The sequence below is a fragment of the Emticicia sp. 21SJ11W-3 genome (assembly GCF_024138715.1).
In the GTDB taxonomy this organism is placed as follows: domain Bacteria; phylum Bacteroidota; class Bacteroidia; order Cytophagales; family Spirosomataceae; genus Emticicia; species Emticicia fluvialis.
Genome location: NZ_CP092074.1, coordinates 4027149 through 4043928, shown reverse-complemented (window position 1 = coordinate 4043928; position 16780 = coordinate 4027149). Strand labels below are relative to the sequence as shown.

Here is a 16780-nt window from a genome sequence, read left to right as displayed (position 1 = left end):
AATTGTTTTCTTTTTTGTATCTACTTTTTAGCCTGATTTAGTAATTTTTATATTTTTGCTTTCAGACAATTACCCTGACATACATGAACAAACTAAGATATACTATTCTATTAGTAGGGCTTGGCCTGGCCGCCCTGGGCCAGACACCGGAGAAAAAAGCTGATGAAAAGCCGGCTACTGCTCAGGTTGTGCCACCACCGGTTGAAACCAAAGGCCAGGTAGTTATTGGCGGGCAAACCATTAATTATACTACGCGCACCGGCTACATGGTTGTAAAAGATGAAAACGGAAAGCCAAAAGCTAATGTGTTCTTTGTTGCTTATACTAAAGATGGGGTAACGGACTTGTCTAAACGCCCGGTTACTTATACTTTTAACGGAGGCCCCGGTTCAGCTTCGGTTTGGTTGCACATGGGCTGCATTGGCCCTAAAAGAATACCCATGAGCGACAAAGGAGAGTCTCTGGCTCCGCCATATTCGTATGTTAATAATGAGTACAGCTGGTTAGATAAAACAGACCTGGTGTTTATTGACCCTGTAAACACAGGCTATAGCCGCGCCGCTCAGGGCGAAAGCGAACGCCAGTTTCTGGGTTATGTAGAAGACATAGAATCGGTAGGGGAGTTTATCCGGCTGCATGCTACTAAATATGGCCGCTGGGTATCGCCCAAGTTTCTGGCCGGCGAGAGCTACGGCACTACTCGTGCAGCCGGTCTATCGGGGTATCTGCAAGACAAATACAATATGTATATTAACGGCGTAGCTTTGATATCGTCCATCCTCAATTTTCAGACTGCACTTTTTGATAAGGGAAACGATTTGCCGTTCGAGCTTTTCTTACCAACTTACACCGCCATGGCATGGTATCATAAGAAGATAGCACCGGAGTATCAGGCCGACTTACAGAAGACCTTACGCGAGGTTGAGAAGTTTGTGCTTAACGATTACGCAACTGTATTAATGAAGGGCGATTTAGCCAGTGATGCCGAAAAAAATATGGTAACTGAAAAACTGAGCAGGTTTACGGGGTTATCTAAAGAATTTATAAAAAATGCCAATAACAGGATTGAAATCTTTCGTTTTGTAAAAGAGTTGCTGCGTGACGAAGGTAAAACAGCCGGGCGACTGGACGGCCGCTTTACCGGAATTGATTATGATAACGCCGGAGAAAGATATGAGTTTGACCCCAGCCTTGATGCAACAATTTCTGGCCCTTATTCGGGTACCATAAATCAGTATTTACGGCAGGAACTGAAATACGAAAACGATTTGCCCTACCTGATTCTGACGGGCCGTGTTCAACCCTGGAACTACAACAACGTGCAGAACAAATATCTGAACGTAAGTGAAACGCTACGCCAGGCTATGGCCAAGAATCCTTACCTGAAGGTATGGGTAGCCGCCGGGTATTATGATCTGGCCACGCCCTATTTTGCTGCTGAATATACTTTAATTTAAAGGTTGAATACCATATTATCTATTGGCAATGCAAATCTTAAAAAATTGCCGTATTTTGCAGTTTTATATTACTAACTAAGTTGCAGCCATAGCACAACAGACCCCAAAATTGAGGTCTGGGGCGATAATAGCATTGGTTACAGTGTGTACTTGTTAAGCAGGCTAAAAAGTTTTACAAGTGGTCATACATCACACACCGTAACCCTGAAACAAGAAGCTAAAACACGGTTCAAAATTGAAATTTCAAGATCTTAACCAAATAGAAAATAATTTTATGGCTGAAAAGAACCAATCAACAAGGTTGACAACCCAGCATAAAAAATCGCAAGGCGTTGTAAGCATCTTCGGGGATGGGGCAAAGTCACACGATTTAACTGTTGGACAAATATCAAAACTTGTTATTGAAAAACTTGAAATGGATTATCCTCAGTTGACGTTTCAATATAAAAAATACATACGAAAAGAAGAAATAAATGCAGCGTTAAAGAAAATTGACCCAGAATTAGGTCAAACGCTTTTTGTTCCAAATTCAAGAATTATTCCTGATGGCGGAATAATCAAAGTAAAAGATGATAACGATGAATGGAGAATAGTTTTGGTGACAGAAGCTAAACATCAAGGAAAAGACATAGAAAACATTAGAAAGGGAATTTTAGTCGGTACGGCTAATAATCAAGACTTAATGGCTGCGGGAAATGCGATAGAAAGGTCACATAAAAACATATCAGAAATTGCTAACTATATGCTTTCTGAATCCCATTTTCCTTATGTACTATTTTTAGAAGGTTCAAACTTTTTGACAGAAACAATTTCGATTATAGGACATGATGGTAGGATTGTAACGCTTGAATATAACTCAGGGATGTTAAATAGATTAGATAGACTGACCTCAGCAAATTTTGGAATGCCCATTAACACCAATTTGTGTGAAAATAAATTTGTTCAGCATAAAGACAAGACGATTATGCTTCAAGCAGCGTCTATCTACACACAAGGGAAAGGAGAAAGGTGGGACAGAACAGAAATGTTTGAAATTATGTTTGAAATTGCAAAAACCTCCCTTAAAGTGTTAGGAAGTGATTTGTTCAATCAGATTACTAAAAGTAAATAAAGAGCAATTATGGCAAGAAACGCAAATAATAAATTATTGCAAAAAGCTAAGAAATCGAAAAGCGATGAATTCTATACACAGCTTTCCGATATAGAAAGTGAATTAAAATATTATAAAAACCATTTTAAAGACAAGGTAGTTTTTTGTAATTGTGATGATGCTCGTATCAGTAACTTTTTTAAATATTTTTCATCCAATTTCAAAGAATTAGGACTAAAAAAATTGATTGCTGCTTGCTATCAAGAAAAAAAGAATGATTTATTTAATACAGAAGAAACTGAAAATGGTTTTTTCTTTGAATATACTGGTAAAGAGGGAGAAACGGACAAGCCAAATTCTAATGATATTGTTCACTTTAAAGGTGATGGCGATTTCCGCAGTCCTGAAAGCATTAAACTATTAAAGCAATCAGATATTGTTGTTACAAACCCCCCATTCTCGTTATTCAGAGAATATGTAGCACAATTGGTAAAGTATGATAAGAAATTTTTAATAATTGGCAATATAAACGCAATTACATACAAAGAAATTTTTAAGCTTATCAAAGATAATAAAGCTTGGTTAGGGATAAATCTTGGCAGAGGTATTTCAGGCTTTATTGTGCCTGACCACTACGAACTTTATGGCACAGAAGCAAGAATAGATAATCTTGGAAACAGAATAGTATCACCAAATAATTGCTTATGGCTAACCAACTTGGACAACTTTAAGCGACACGAAGACATTCAACTAACAAAAAAATACTTTGGAAATGAAGATAAATATCCAAAATATGACAACTATGAAGGTATAAACGTTGATAAAACAGAAGTCATACCATTGGACTATGATGGGCATATAGGGGTACCTATTACATTTTTACATAAATTTAATCCTGACCAATTTGAGCTAATTAAATTCAGAAAAGGAAACGATGACAAAGACTTATCAATAGATGGGAAATGCCCATATTTTAGGATATTAATTAAAAATAAACGAATACAAAATATATCACAAAAAGATAGAAAAAAAGCTATTGCATACTATCGTGTCAGTACCGAGGGATAAGGAAAAGGCAGTTTAATCTTAGAAACCGAAAAATAAGCAACCCATTTTAACAACTTGATAAAATATTTTAAGTGTAAGATTTTTTTACCAGCCCCTACCCTTTGGGGCTTTACTTTTAACCCTTTTGCTCATATATAAACATCTAACCACATGATGCTACGCCCCGAACAAAAGAAAAATGTAAATTTTACGTATTTTGAGGCCGGACACATGATGTATATCCATAAAGAATCGTTAATAAAACTAAAAAAAGACGCAGACAAGTTTTACGACACTGCATTGAAATAAATAGTAACCTATTAGATTCGTAATGATGATATTAAGAATGGTGAATTGATTACCTGTTATTCGCTAATTCACCCTTCACTAATTCATTATTGTAGAAAAATCCACTTTGAGTTGAATAGCTATGAAAATCAGACCGGCTGTTGTCATTCTAGAAGATGATAAGTTATTAACCATGCATTACCAGTATGGAGGACAGGACGTATTTAATTTACCGGGTGGTAACCTTGAGTATGGCGAAATGCTCACCGCCGCACTTGAGCGCGAGCTGGAAGAAGAGCTGGGCATTAAAGCACAGATAGGCGAGCTGCTAATGGTAGGAGAGGTGCATTTCTCAGAGCAACAGAAGCAATGTATCCATTTTATTTTTGAGGGAAAAATTACTGCAGGCACACCAGCATTGAACCCCGAGCATACCTCGGCCATTGACATCAGGTGGGTTGATATTGCAGACCTGGACACCCTGCATCTGTATCCTAACGTCAGCATCAGCCTTCAAGCGCATTTGGCAGGCAAACTTGCCGATAAATACGTTGGTAAGCTTGAACAAGCCTGGTTTTAAAATGCCTCCTTAATACGGCGTACCTTGCCTGTAAACAAATATACGAAAGCCAGAATGGCGAGCCCGCCCATGATAAGAAAAGCATAGGGCATACGATAAAGCTGATTCTGGTAAATCTCGGCAGAAAGAAAAGCGCCCAGACCAATGCCGGCTTCCATACATATATACATGGTAGCAAGGGCGCGTCCGCGGTTGTGTTCATCGCACAAGTCGATTGTCCATGCCTGCAAAATAGGAGACAGCACCCCCTGTGCCATACCAAAGAAAACAGCCGCAATTACAAACAGATAAATATTATGGGCAAATGCCGTGAACCCCATGGCAATTATGAGCGCAAAACAGCCCCAGCGCAGCACTGGCACACGGCCGTTTTTATCAGATATTCTACCGGCCATAAAACGTATAAATAAAGAGGCCAGGGTATATACCAGAAAATACAGCCCTTTATTGTGCAGCCCGATACTTTTACTGAGGTCGGGCGATAGCGTGGCAATGGCTCCGAAGCTGAAAGAAGTCAGAAATATAACAACAGCCGCCGGAAGCACCATCTCATCAAAAATATCGCTCTGCGTAATCTTCAATGTTTTTAAACTGAGTTTTTCCTGCTGGTTTACAGGCAGGGTTTCTTTCATGTTGTATAAAATAGCAATGGATATAAGCGCAAACATAGACGATACATAAAACAAAACATTCATAGAGAAGGTATCGGCAATCCAGCTGCCAAGTGCTGGGCCAAAGGCCATCCCGAAACTACTCATCAACCCGTGCATTCCCATTGCTTCTCCTCTTCTTGATGCCGGTACAATATCTGCAATATAGGCAGCAGTGCCTGTTGGCTTAAAGCCGGTAGAGAACCCGTGCGCTAATCGTAAAAACAAAAAAGGCATAACAGATGTAACTAACGGATAAAAGAATCCGCATACGAAACAAACCAGCGAGCCAAAGGCCATAACAGGTACCCGGCCGATGCGGTCGGTAAGCCGGCCGCTGAAAGGCCTTGAAAACCCGGCAGTTAAGGTAAAAAGACTAATGATAAGACCTTTGTACTCTGCACCACCCAGTTTTGAGAGGTAATCGGGCAGCTCGGGAATAAGCATATTGAAGCTCGCAAAGAAGACCAGTGAACTGATACACAAAAGCCAGTATTGAAAAGAGAAGATACTTTCAGATTCAGATTGTTGTTCCATTCTACAAAAGTAAAGTATCGTTTCGGGCATTTGCAAACTAAACTTTGTTTCTAAATATCATTCAGTAATAAAGTGCAATTTTTTGCAATCAGTCCCGAAATGGTTGATGGTCAGGCACTCACGAATTTTAATATGGCTCGTGCAACCATTTTAATCGGGGTGTTCGTCATTGCTTCAGAGACGAAATCTTTAACCTGGCTGAATCACTGTTTATGGTAAAAAGTGTACACTTATCTGCATTTGTTCACTATTTAATTTTCACAAAAAACCGATGAAAAATTACTCTTTAAAATTGGGCGCAATTGCTTTGGCAATGGGCATGGTAGTTAGTTGTACCAAAGAGTCTGACACCAATTCACTTACACCGGATGCCCAGTCGGCGGTGATAGCCGATAATCAGACAATTCAGGACGAGTCGGAAGATGCTTATGACCTGATTGACGACATCACTTTTCTACCATTTGGCGGGCGTAATTTGCGTGAAGCCGGAGGCCCCGACGGCCCTAAGCCGGGTGGAGGGCATTTCCCGATATTGGGCATGGGCTGGGATAAACCCTGGAAAGGCAAATTTGATAATTGCGCTGAAGTAACCAAAACCGTGGCCGACAATAAAATTACCATTGTGTTTGACTACACAGCTGTGGCCGGTGGCGTATGCAAAGATAAAGAGGTAGGAGGTAAGTTAACAATTACCATGCCGGTAAAACCAGACTCCGGCTTTACGGGTACCCTAACCAGAACCGTAACTTATGAAAACCTGAAACGTGATACACTGGTATTGAATGGCACACATACCATAACTACTACATTGGCCAGTGGAAAAGCCACTGCCGACGAGAAAATGGCCAATGTGTCTATCACCAATACCAATACAAGCAAGGTAATTACTTATACAAGCACTAAAAAACGTGTGGTTGATAACAAAGGAACCGCCAGCAAAGAAGATGACGAGTTTCAGACAACGGGTTCAACCACAGCCAAAGCCAGCGATGGTACCCAGTTTACGTCTACCATAACCAAAGCACTGGTTGTGAAACATTCGTGCAATAATGCCAAGGGATTCCCGGTTAGTGGAACCATCGAAATTAAGCCGTTCTCGGGTGATACTAAAACCGTTGATTACGGAGACGGCACCTGCGACCTGAAATATACAGTAACCGTTAACGGAGTGACAGAGGAGAAAGAGAGAACAAAACCAGCGAAGAGAAAAAAAGGTTAGTAATACGTTTAAATATGTCGGAAAGTGTTGCCTGATTTTGGCAACACTTTTTTTTATGCCACAAAAAAAGCACCCTTTTGAGGTGCTTTTTTGAATTTTTGAGGTCCCGAGCGGATTCGAACCGCTGTAGAAGCTTTTGCAGAGCTCTGCCTAGCCACTCGGCCACAGGACCTTTTGGGAGTGCAAAAGTACAAGCATTGAACTAAACTCCCAAAGAAATCTGAAAAAAAACTTTATTTAATCAAACCGGCTGCATTCATTACTAATCAGCAGGCGGTTCATTCGTCCATAAATCAGTTTGGAATGCTTTTGCCAAGTCTGTTGTTTTGCAAATACACAGCAAAAAAAAATATTTTAGGCTTTGCAATATTTTTTTGTTCTGCACGCAACCCTTTCAATAGTTTTTTGCATCTTGCTTATGAACGTATGATTTTATGACCAGAATTTTATCTTTATTCACTAACGAATACGACCTCGCAAAGGCGGTACAGCGGCAGGATCCGAAAGCACAGACTCGGCTATACGAGAAATTTGCTTCTAAGATGCTGGCAGTTTGTAATCGGTATGTGGGAGATAAAATGGAGGCTGAAGACGTAATGATTGAAGGGTTTATGAAGATTTTTGATAAGATAGACCAATTTACGTTTCAGGGAAGTTTTGAAGGCTGGGTGAGAAGAATCATGATTAACGAGGCGCTGATGTATGTGCGTAGCAAAAAAATGATTTCGGTTGACCTTGAGTATGCCATAGAAGAACCCAGCGCGTCGGCGTTTAGCACAAACCTGGAGGCTGAAGATTTAATGCGGCTGATTGACCAATTACCCGATGGCTACAAAATGGTTTTTAACCTGTATGCCATTGAGGGCTATAATCATCAGGAAATTGGCGAGCTGCTGGGTATTTCAGAAGGTACCTCCAAGTCTCAGCTAAGCAGGGCGAGAGCCATTTTGCAGAGTAAATTATTGAAAGTAGAAAAAAGTGTTGTTTAATATTTCCCCTTTAAGGGCGTGCCGACGAATCGGCCGGGGATATGAAAATATCAGTTATAAAAATGAAGAAACATCCAATTGACGAACTTTTTGCCAGAAAACTGGCCGAGCATCGCCAGGAACCCTCTCAGAAAGCATTTGAGAAATTTCAGGCGCGTTTGCAGGAAAAACAAACCAAACGTCGCGGTGGAGTTTTTGCTATCAACCGCAACTGGGCATACTATGCCGCAGCAGCTGGTGTGGTGGCAGTACTTACCATAGGTGTTCTATCACAAAACAATACCGGGGGTAACAACCTGGCGGCCAATAATACCAGTTCTAAAAAAGTTGAGGCTGTTAAGCAGCCTTTGGCGCCGGAAGGGAAAGAGAACAAGGCATTAATTGCCCGTGCTGAAAACAACACCCCTGAGCTTGGCAGCCAGGCAACGGCCGGCAAAATTACCGTTGCTCAGAACAAAGCCGCCATAACTAATAAAGAAACGGTAAAACTGCCAGCCCCAGAAGACAAAGTGATTATAGATACACCGCAGGCAGCGAATGCACTGGCTAGTAATGCTAAAGACGAATTGAAACCATTGCCTTTAGAAACACTTGCCGGTAAAAATACGATTGCTCTTAAAGAGAAACCTGCATCGGCTGCTTCAAAGTATCATCTGGGCGAATCTGTAACACTCATTGTTACACCTATTGAAGACAACTCGCTTGCCGCACTGAACGAAAGCAACAATGCACAGGCAGAAGAAAAGGCCGAGAAAGATAAATCTTTCCTTGCCAAATTGTATGGCGAATACAAAAACTTTAAATACGGTGAAAAAGTAGACTTAAAAAGAATAGGTGTAAAAGATGCGGTAGCTCGTGTAGACGAAGGTTTGTTTAAAGAAGAGCGGGAAGATGTAAGAGATTTTGTGCAACGCCGTATAGTAAGAATGCAGAAAAGAGAAGAAGATTTCAGATAATTAATAAAAACCCGTTTGAGCAGAAAAATTTAATTAGCAACAAAATAATGAAAAGAATTGGACTAATCCTCTTAATACTATTAGGATGCATTTCGGTAAAGGCAGCTGTTAAGCAAGACACCACCATAGTAGAGTTTACAGATAAGGGTGTAAAGAAACGGGTAACGGTTTATACATCGGGCAATAAAGATTTTGAATTACCACGCAACCTTAATCTGGAAAATGTATTGAAAACCCTGGGGGTAGATTCAGCGGAAAGAAGAAGAACAATAGCTTTGCTTGAACAGAACAACGCTAAACAAGATACTTTGGTAATTGCGGCAGCAGACGGCAGAAGCTTGAAAATTATAACCAGCGATGCCGGCGACTTGAGCAGAAAAGACAAAGAAGACAATGACCACTGGAGCAGGTCTGATACTAGAGATAATGAAGAAGAAAAAAGTAGCGAGACCAGAACCTGGTCTTCAAAGCCTGAAAAGAAAAGCAGCAATAGCAGGTTTTTTTCTAAGTCAGACTTTGGAATATATCTGGGCTTGAATAACTGGGCTAATGGGCCTTCAACGGTGCCTGATTTGCAAACCTGGGGGTCGCGCTTTGTAGCATTATCCTTCCAGAGAAATGCCACGCTTATTAATGGCAAGCAGGTAGATTTTGCCATCAGCTATGGCCCCGAGATTGCCTGGAACAATTTTATGTTTGAAGGTAACAACTACATTGATAATAGTACCGGGAAGATAGAATTTTTCAAATCGGCCAAAGACCTCAATAAAAGTAAATTGGTGGTAACCAGCCTTAATTTGCCCATTATGTTCAATTTCGGGTTTGAAGAGGCTAAATTTAAAATAGGTTTGGGTGGCTATGTAGGGTATAGAGTAGGTAGTTACCGTAAGTTGAAGTACAGCGACAGCAGCAAGAAAGAAATTAATAAAGATAACTATGGCCTGAACGATTTTAGGTATGGTCTGGTGGCAGAGATTGGCAAGCGCAGGGGCATTACCTTCTTTGGCCGATACGATATGGGTGAGTTGTTTAAGAGCAGCCAGGAAAATGCGGCAGGCCTGCAGGCCTGGACAATCGGTATCAGACTGTAATTTTTTCAATAAAAAAAGGGTGAAAACGTGTGAGTTTTCGCCCTTTTTTTGGTTTTAAGTCATAGGTCGAAAAAAAAATAAAAAAGAATTGATTTTTTTTGGGGGTGAATATTTGACAATTAAAAAAAAGAATATAATTTTGCACTCCCATTCGGACAGAATGTTCTTTGTTAAGGGTTCCGGATGGCAATAAAAATTAAGGGGGTGTACCAGAGTGGCCAAATGGGGCAGACTGTAAATCTGCTAGCTTACGCTTACGGTGGTTCGAATCCATCCGCCCCCACCATAATTAATCGTGAATTCCGAATCACGAATTATTGAAATTAAGCGGGAGTAGCTCATTTGGTAGAGCGATAGCCTTCCAAGCTATAGGTGGCGGGTTCGAGACCCGTCTCCCGCTCGAAAGCGATAGACGATTCAATCTTTAGGTGGTGGCGGTTCGGTCGTTACCGATTCGAGACCCGTCTCCCGCTCGATAATAAAAGCCTTCGTAGCTCAGTGGTAGAGCACTTCCTTGGTAAGGAAGAGGTCGGCAGTTCAATCCTGCTTGAAGGCTCTAACTTTGAAATGAGTGGTTCTTGGTAAGGAAGGGGTTGGCAGCGGCAGTCGTTACTGTTCAATCCTGCTTGAAGGCTCTAACTTTGAAAAGAGCATTTTTTGTTTAGGAAAAGTTTACACGAGTAAATTCCAGACTGTCTTATATTGAATGCTCGAATTCCAAAAGATAGTTCTTTCCTCAAGAAAAGTAAATCAGTAATATCAGGATATGAGTTGCGGAAATCTGGTTTACAATTTAAAATAAGAGTTTTCTTCCATACGCGGGAAACTTGGCAAGTACAAAAACTGTTCTGCAAGAAGGCTCATCAAAGTGAAAATTAATAAATTTGTAATAAATCTAATATTTAGACTTCAATAATCATGGCAAAAGAGAATTTTGACCGTAGCAAGCCTCACGTAAACATTGGTACTATTGGTCACGTTGACCACGGTAAAACAACATTGACAGCTGCCATCACAAAGGTGCTTTCTGAGAAAGGATTGGCAGATAAAAGAGATTTCTCATCTATCGACAACGCCCCGGAAGAAAAAGAGCGTGGTATCACTATCAATACAGCGCACGTAGAATATCAAACAGTTAATCGTCACTATGCTCACGTTGACTGTCCTGGTCACGCTGACTACGTGAAAAACATGGTAACTGGTGCTGCTCAGATGGATGGTGCTATTCTTGTAGTAGCTGCAACTGATGGTCCTATGCCACAAACCCGTGAGCACATCCTTCTTGCCCGTCAGGTAGGTGTACCTCAATTGGTTGTGTTCATGAACAAAGTTGACATGGTAGATGATCCTGAGTTATTGGAACTTGTTGAAATGGAGATCCGTGACTTGTTGTCATTCTATAAATACGATGGTGATAATATCCCAGTAATTCAAGGTTCAGCTCTTGGTGGTTTGAACGGAGAGCCTAAATGGGTTGCTACTATCGAACAATTGATGGAAGCAGTTGATACATTCATTCCACTTCCAGCTCGTGCAACTGACAAACCATTCTTGATGCCGGTTGAAGACGTGTTCTCAATCACAGGTCGTGGTACTGTTGCAACTGGTCGTATTGAAACTGGTGTAATCAACTCTGGTGAGCCTGTTGAAATCCTGGGTATGGGTGCTGAAGGCTTGAAATCAGTTGTAACTGGTGTAGAGATGTTCCGTAAAATCCTTGACCGTGGTGAAGCCGGTGATAACGTTGGTCTATTGCTTCGCGGTATTGAGAAAACCGATATCAAACGTGGTATGGTTATCTGTAAACCAGGTTCAGTTAAACCACATGCTCACTTCAAAGCTGAGGTTTATGTATTGAGCAAAGAAGAAGGTGGTCGTCACACGCCATTCTTTAACAAATACCGTCCACAGTTCTATTTCCGTACAACTGACGTAACAGGTGAAATTACTCTACCTGCAGGTGTTGAAATGGTTATGCCTGGCGATAACATCACTATCGAAGTGAAATTGATCAATGCCATTGCCATGGATAAAGGTCTTCGTTTCGCGATTCGTGAAGGTGGTCGTACAGTAGGTGCTGGTCAGGTAACTGAAATCATTTCTTGATTTTAATTGAGCAGAAATATAGAAGAGCGCTTCCGCAAGGGAGCGCTCTTTGTTTTTTATAAAACCACTAAGCCGTACTGGCCATACCCCGGCAGTTTAGAAACATATTAAATTGCCTTAATATTGATATAATTTTCAGGAGGCAGAGCGGTTTTATCCCTGGAAATCAATTATTTTGTACAAAACTTACCAAACTGAACTATGTCTGTCAAAAGAAGTGCTGCCACCTCGTTTGTGCTCATTACTGTTTTAATTGATTCCATCGGATTTGGTGTAATTATCCCTGTTTTGCCAAGGTTGATTTCAGAACTGGCACATGTGGATATCAGCGGCGCTGCCCGATACGGCGGCTGGCTTTTTGCGGCTTATTCGGTTATGCAGTTTCTGTTTTCGCCGGTAATGGGGGGCTTAAGCGATCAATACGGGCGTCGGCCTGTGTTGCTTGCCTCTTTATTTGGCTTTGGGCTTGACTACCTGTTGCTGGTATTTGCCCCAAATATAGGGTGGTTGTTTGTAGGCAGAATCATTGCAGGCGTAATGGGAGCAAGTTTTACAACCGCAGCTGCCTACATGGCCGACATCAGTACGCCTGACAAACGTGCGCAGAATTTTGGAATGATTGGTGCCGCATTTGGGTTAGGGTTTATTATAGGGCCGTCTATCGGCGGTTTTGTAAGTCATCTGGGTACACGCGCACCGTTTATGGTTGCAGGTGGGCTTACTATTCTGAACTGGCTGTATGGATATTTTGTATTGCCGGAGTCGCTCAGTATTGAAAACCGCAGGAAATTTAACTGGAAACGGGCTAACCCTATTGGCGCTTTAATGAGTATTCGTCGGTTTCCGATGATTACCGGATTGGTAGGCGCTTTATTCCTTGTTTATATATCTAATTTTTCAACCCAGGGAACCTGGACTTATTTTACTAAAGAAAAATTTAACTGGACAGAGCAGGAAGTAGGGTTTTCTCTTACATTTATAGGGGTAATGATAGCTTTTGTACAAGGTTTTCTTACCCGCCTGGTAATTCCTAAACTGGGTACCAGAAATGCTATCTATGTAGGTTTTGCCTTTTCAATATTTGGTTCGGTAGCGTATTGTTTTGCCAATGAGGGTTGGATGGTTTATGCTATTATGGTGCCTTTTGCACTCGGGGGGCTGGCCGGGCCTGCCATGCAGGGAATTATTTCAGGCCAGGTGCCTCCAAATGAACAAGGTGAATTGCAGGGTTCACTCACCAGCCTCAACAGTGTGGCTTCTATTATTGGCCCTGTTTTAATGACGGGTCTGTTCTACAGGTTTACTGAAAAGGGCGCACCGGTGTATTTTCCGGGAGTTCCGTTTCTTGCCGCGGCAATTCTGACCACCATCAGTCTGATATTGATTATAAAAACGCTAAGAAAGCATACTACAAAAGTAGAACAGGCAGAGTCAATTAAACACTAAGGTATTTCATCAGCATATCGTAACGTTCCTGTTCAATGCTGTCTATGGGTTCGTGCGCGTAGGCTCCTTCAACCATGTAGCCAAAACGCTCAAGTGTAGCAACAATTGAAGAAATATTCTTTCTGTTTATTTTCAGGGTAAGTTTTGACGCGTTTTCTTCGCCGAATTCGCTGCCGTTAAAATAACTGCTCAGGATTTTGGCATTGTCTGACTCCACCAGCCGGCTGATTTCTGCCAGAGAATAGTCTCTGTTTTTTATGGCAATCACCAGCACCGCTCCGGGTTCCTGAACGCCAAGTAATTCGCCGAAGCGGTTATATATTTCAGTTGCGGTAATTGCGCCGGTAAATACTTTGTCTTCATCTACCACGCCTAATATCTGCAACTGAAATTTTGAAATTAAACCCAGTGCCTCATAAAGGTGTTGGTCATCAAAAATGTACGCTTCGGTATATTGGGGCATTACTTCCGATATCGCCAGTTCTTCATCGTAGTTCAGTAATATGTCTTCGCTTAAAATGCCCTGATATTGTTCATTATCAACAACCACCAGTTGGCTTATACGATTCTCCTCCATCCAGCTCAAAGCATCACCCACCGTGTCGGTAAGTTTTAAGATGGGTAATTCGTGGTTGATAATTTGAGCAGCCGTCATTCTTTTTAGTTTTTAGTATAATCCCGCGGGCGGTAAGGTAACATCTTAAACTACTATGCCAGCACGGGTTCCTGAATTTTGTCGAGGAAAAGGCCCAGGTAATGATTAAATTCCTGCGGGCGTTCCATCATCGGGGCATGACAACATTTGTCAATAAAATATAACTCCGAGTTTTCTAGTAACTGGTTAAATTCAAAACCTACATGGGGTGGGGTTATGGTATCGTTCAATCCCCATATCAGGCAGGTTTGTACTTTAATGTTTGGTATTTCTTTAGCCATGTTATGGCGCTGTGCTGACTTGGCAATCTGCACAATATTCATACATTTCGGAATACTTGATGTAATCTCAAAGCACTCGTCAATCAGTTCTTTAGTTGCAGTTTTAGGGTCATAGAATGTATAGGCTACGCGTTCACGAATGTAGTCATAGCTACCTCTCTTCGGGAAAGACCCACCCATGGTGTTTTCAAAAAGACCCGAGCTTCCGGTCAATACCAGCGCTTTTACGGTTTCCTGATGTGCAAGGGTATATAACAGACCCACATGGCCGCCTAACGAATTACCCAATAAAATGATATTATTCAGTTGCTTGAATGCGATAAACCTTTCAATAAATGCCTGCAGCCCTTCCAGACTTGCCTCACGCATGGGCATATCATAGATAGGCATAACTGGTATTACTATTCTGCAACGATGTCTGAAACCCTCAATAACATCGTCAAAGTTACTCAATGCGCCAAACAAGCCATGTAAAATAAGCAGGGTATCTCCACTACCTTCGTCAATATATTTAAACTCTCCCTCTTGTTGTACCTGATAATTCATCTTAATCGTTAATAATTCTTTAGTGAGATGTAACAAAGCCTTAATTACTGAAATACTTCTATATTTGTGCTTTCTAACAACAAATTAGTGCTTTAAAATTGAATTTTCAAAACTTTTATATCATTAACGAAAAACAATGCTTAAAAGTTTGGTAGTGGCATTTTCTGTATGCCTGCATACCATTAAACCCTGCTGCGCTTTAGAATACTGGCAGGGGTAAAGTAACCCGTCTATTGAAACATCTGAAAAAGAATCTATTCAAAATCGATTAAGACCTATGAAAAAAACAATCTTCTACCTGGTGCTATGCCTCAGTTTATCGGCTCAGGCGCAGCAAAAGTTTTTTACAATCAGCAAAGAGCTACTGCAAGACAAAATTAAAGGTGGCTGGGCAGGCCAGACCATCGGCGTTACCTTTGGAGGCCCCATGGAGTTCAGGTACAATGGTACTATTATTAATGAGTATCAGCCCATACCCTGGTATGATGGCTACCTGAGAAAAACCATGATTGAAAACCCGGGGCTTTATGATGACTTGTACATGGATTTAACCTTTGTGGATGTGCTTGAAAAAGAAGGGCTGGATGCTCCGGTTGAATCTCATGCCAAAGCCTATGCCAATGCAGGTTATGCTTTATGGCATGCCAATCAGGCCGGGCGCTACAATATATTACATCAGATTATGCCTCCTCAGTCTGGTCATTGGTTACACAATCCGCATGCCGATTGTATCGATTATCAGATTGAATGCGATTTCGCGGGGTTGATGTCGCCCGGCATGCCCAATACGGCTTCGAAAATCTCAGACAGGATAGGCCATATCATGAATTATGGTGACGGCTGGTATGGGGGCGTTTTTCTGGGTGCCTGCTATACACTGGCTTTTACGTCTAATAACATTGAGTATATTATTAATGAGGCATTGAAAACAATTCCGAAGCAAAGCGAGTATTATAAATGTATAGCTGATGTAATAAAATACTACAAGTTGTATCCGAACGACTGGAAAAAAACCTGGTATGCTTTGCAGGAGCGGTGGTCTGACGATGTGGGGTGTCCTGATGGCGTTTATACACCTTTTAATATTGATGCCAAGTTGAATTCGGCCTATGTAGTGCTGGGCTTACTTTATGGTAAAGGTGATTTTACCAAAACCATAGAAATAACCACCCGTTGCGGGCAAGATGCCGACTGTAATCCATCGTCAGCCTGTGGAATACTGGGAACCATGCTGGGGTATTCTAAAATACCGGCTTACTGGAAGTTGGGTCTGAAAGATGCAGAAGACATAGATTTTAAATATACCACCATATCGTTGAACGACGTTTACGGAATTGGCATGAAGCATGCCCTGCAGAATATAGAACGCAACGGCGGAAAGGTAACTGGTACGCAGGTAAGTATTCTTTTGCAAAAGCCTGAGGTAGTAAGGTTTGAACAGAGTTTTGAAAATACGTATCCGGTCGATAAAATATTTGTATATAAAAGCCTGAAAGATGAATACAGTTTTGATTTTGAAGGTACGGGTGTAGTAATAAAAGGTGTTGCCGAGAAGAAAGACCAGACAACAAAAGACATAGTATTAAACACAGAAGTTTATATTGATGGCAAACTGATGGAAACGGTTGAGATGCCGACGGAATTCAGAACCCGCAGGCATGAGCTTTTCTGGAATTACGAGTTGCCTAAAGGTAAACATAAAGTGGTTGTAAAATTGCTGAACCCCTCTGTTCAGCATGATTTACGGGTAAATGACATCATTGTATATAATGATACGCCGGGCACTGAGGCGAACCAGAAAATTTACCGGTTCGGCCAACCCAAAAAATTTAAACCTTAATC

At 41.3% G+C, this 16780-nt stretch carries 15 protein-coding genes and 4 tRNA genes; 15 read left to right on the top strand and 4 right to left on the bottom strand.

Features of this window, described 5'->3' with window-relative positions; translation table 11 throughout:
* The first annotated feature begins 83 nt into the window (after window positions 1-83).
* The 5 genes from MB380_RS17165 to MB380_RS17145 all read left to right on the top strand — a co-directional run bounded on the left by MB380_RS17165 (window position 84) and on the right by MB380_RS17145 (window position 4462).
* Window positions 84-1457: a S10 family peptidase gene (locus MB380_RS17165; RefSeq protein WP_253528774.1), complete on the top strand. Its 1374-nt coding sequence runs from the start codon at window positions 84-86 to the stop codon at window positions 1455-1457.
* Between the two features lie 235 nt (window positions 1458-1692).
* On the top strand, window positions 1693-2568 hold the full coding sequence (locus MB380_RS17160; protein WP_253528772.1) for an EcoRI family type II restriction endonuclease: 876 nt from the start codon (window positions 1693-1695) through the stop codon (window positions 2566-2568).
* 9 nt (window positions 2569-2577) lie between these two features.
* Window positions 2578-3615 (top strand): adenine-specific methyltransferase EcoRI family protein, encoded by a 1038-nt coding sequence (locus MB380_RS17155; protein WP_409014597.1) that lies wholly within the window; start codon window positions 2578-2580, stop codon window positions 3613-3615.
* Between the two features lie 150 nt (window positions 3616-3765).
* Window positions 3766-3903: a hypothetical protein gene (locus MB380_RS17150; RefSeq protein WP_253528770.1), complete on the top strand. Its 138-nt coding sequence runs from the start codon at window positions 3766-3768 to the stop codon at window positions 3901-3903.
* A 121-nt stretch (window positions 3904-4024) separates the two neighbouring features.
* Entirely contained in the window at window positions 4025-4462 is a 438-nt protein-coding gene (locus MB380_RS17145) for an NUDIX domain-containing protein (RefSeq protein ID WP_253528767.1), read from the top strand.
* Here the strand turns inward: MB380_RS17145 and MB380_RS17140 are convergent.
* Window positions 4459-5649, bottom strand: a complete 1191-nt coding sequence (locus MB380_RS17140; RefSeq protein ID WP_253528765.1) for an MFS transporter — start codon at window positions 5647-5649, stop codon at window positions 4459-4461. The genes MB380_RS17145 and MB380_RS17140 overlap by 4 nt on opposite strands.
* A 271-nt stretch (window positions 5650-5920) precedes the next feature.
* Here MB380_RS17140 and MB380_RS17135 point away from each other — a divergent pair, with 271 nt between their 5' ends.
* Window positions 5921-6868: a hypothetical protein gene (locus MB380_RS17135; RefSeq protein ID WP_253528763.1), complete on the top strand. Its 948-nt coding sequence runs from the start codon at window positions 5921-5923 to the stop codon at window positions 6866-6868.
* Window positions 6869-6969: 101 nt separating this feature from the next.
* Here MB380_RS17135 and MB380_RS17130 read toward each other — a convergent pair.
* Window positions 6970-7040 (bottom strand) — tRNA-Cys (locus MB380_RS17130).
* Window positions 7041-7302: 262 nt separating this feature from the next.
* On the opposite strand from MB380_RS17130, the gene MB380_RS17125 reads away from it, so the two are divergent.
* From MB380_RS17125 to MB380_RS17090, 8 genes are all read left to right on the top strand, one after another.
* Window positions 7303-7857: an RNA polymerase sigma factor gene (locus tag MB380_RS17125; RefSeq protein WP_253528761.1), complete on the top strand. Its 555-nt coding sequence runs from the start codon at window positions 7303-7305 to the stop codon at window positions 7855-7857.
* A 62-nt stretch (window positions 7858-7919) separates the two neighbouring features.
* A complete protein-coding gene (locus MB380_RS17120) occupies window positions 7920-8813 on the top strand; it encodes a hypothetical protein (RefSeq protein ID WP_253528759.1) in 894 nt (297 codons plus the stop codon).
* Window positions 8814-8860: 47 nt separating this feature from the next.
* Window positions 8861-9904, top strand: a complete 1044-nt coding sequence (locus tag MB380_RS17115) for an outer membrane beta-barrel protein (RefSeq protein ID WP_253528757.1) — start codon at window positions 8861-8863, stop codon at window positions 9902-9904.
* 200 nt (window positions 9905-10104) lie between these two features.
* A tRNA-Tyr gene (locus MB380_RS17110) sits at window positions 10105-10190 on the top strand.
* A 41-nt stretch (window positions 10191-10231) separates the two neighbouring features.
* Window positions 10232-10304, top strand: a tRNA-Gly gene (locus tag MB380_RS17105).
* A gap of 84 nt (window positions 10305-10388) precedes the next feature.
* A tRNA-Thr gene (locus tag MB380_RS17100) sits at window positions 10389-10460 on the top strand.
* A gap of 362 nt (window positions 10461-10822) precedes the next feature.
* Window positions 10823-12010: an elongation factor Tu gene (gene tuf, locus MB380_RS17095; protein ID WP_101728427.1), complete on the top strand. Its 1188-nt coding sequence runs from the start codon at window positions 10823-10825 to the stop codon at window positions 12008-12010.
* Window positions 12011-12211: 201 nt separating this feature from the next.
* Window positions 12212-13456, top strand: a complete 1245-nt coding sequence (locus MB380_RS17090; protein WP_101728428.1) for a TCR/Tet family MFS transporter — start codon at window positions 12212-12214, stop codon at window positions 13454-13456.
* Here the strand turns inward: MB380_RS17090 and MB380_RS17085 are convergent.
* Together MB380_RS17085 and MB380_RS17080 are read right to left on the bottom strand one after the other, a co-directional pair.
* Window positions 13446-14111: a CBS domain-containing protein gene (locus MB380_RS17085; RefSeq protein WP_253528754.1), complete on the bottom strand. Its 666-nt coding sequence runs from the start codon at window positions 14109-14111 to the stop codon at window positions 13446-13448. The genes MB380_RS17090 and MB380_RS17085 overlap by 11 nt on opposite strands.
* 53 nt (window positions 14112-14164) lie before the next feature.
* A complete protein-coding gene (locus MB380_RS17080; RefSeq protein WP_101728430.1) occupies window positions 14165-14938 on the bottom strand; it encodes an alpha/beta fold hydrolase in 774 nt (257 codons plus the stop codon).
* 277 nt (window positions 14939-15215) lie between these two features.
* Here MB380_RS17080 and MB380_RS17075 point away from each other — a divergent pair, with 277 nt between their 5' ends.
* The gene (locus tag MB380_RS17075; RefSeq protein WP_253528739.1) at window positions 15216-16778 is read left to right on the top strand and encodes an ADP-ribosylglycohydrolase family protein; all 1563 of its coding nucleotides are present in this window, start codon (window positions 15216-15218) and stop codon (window positions 16776-16778) included.
* The last annotated feature ends 2 nt before the right edge of the window (window positions 16779-16780 follow it).

Excerpts from the sequence above, each read along its gene's own strand:
- MB380_RS17165 (WP_253528774.1), top strand. The coding sequence starts at position 84 with ATGAACAAACTAAGATATACTATTCTATTAGTAGGGCTTGGCCTGGCC.
- MB380_RS17155 (WP_409014597.1), top strand. The coding sequence starts at position 2,578 with ATGGCAAGAAACGCAAATAATAAATTATTGCAAAAAGCTAAGAAATCG.
- MB380_RS17150 (WP_253528770.1), top strand. The coding sequence starts at position 3,766 with ATGATGCTACGCCCCGAACAAAAGAAAAATGTAAATTTTACGTATTTT.
- MB380_RS17145 (WP_253528767.1), top strand. The coding sequence starts at position 4,025 with ATGAAAATCAGACCGGCTGTTGTCATTCTAGAAGATGATAAGTTATTA.
- MB380_RS17140 (WP_253528765.1), bottom strand. The coding sequence starts at position 5,649 with ATGGAACAACAATCTGAATCTGAAAGTATCTTCTCTTTTCAATACTGG.
- MB380_RS17135 (WP_253528763.1), top strand. The coding sequence starts at position 5,921 with ATGAAAAATTACTCTTTAAAATTGGGCGCAATTGCTTTGGCAATGGGC.
- MB380_RS17125 (WP_253528761.1), top strand. The coding sequence starts at position 7,303 with ATGACCAGAATTTTATCTTTATTCACTAACGAATACGACCTCGCAAAG.
- MB380_RS17120 (WP_253528759.1), top strand. The coding sequence starts at position 7,920 with ATGAAGAAACATCCAATTGACGAACTTTTTGCCAGAAAACTGGCCGAG.
- MB380_RS17115 (WP_253528757.1), top strand. The coding sequence starts at position 8,861 with ATGAAAAGAATTGGACTAATCCTCTTAATACTATTAGGATGCATTTCG.
- tuf (WP_101728427.1), top strand. The coding sequence starts at position 10,823 with ATGGCAAAAGAGAATTTTGACCGTAGCAAGCCTCACGTAAACATTGGT.
- MB380_RS17090 (WP_101728428.1), top strand. The coding sequence starts at position 12,212 with ATGTCTGTCAAAAGAAGTGCTGCCACCTCGTTTGTGCTCATTACTGTT.
- MB380_RS17085 (WP_253528754.1), bottom strand. The coding sequence starts at position 14,111 with ATGACGGCTGCTCAAATTATCAACCACGAATTACCCATCTTAAAACTT.
- MB380_RS17080 (WP_101728430.1), bottom strand. The coding sequence starts at position 14,938 with ATGAATTATCAGGTACAACAAGAGGGAGAGTTTAAATATATTGACGAA.
- MB380_RS17075 (WP_253528739.1), top strand. The coding sequence starts at position 15,216 with ATGAAAAAAACAATCTTCTACCTGGTGCTATGCCTCAGTTTATCGGCT.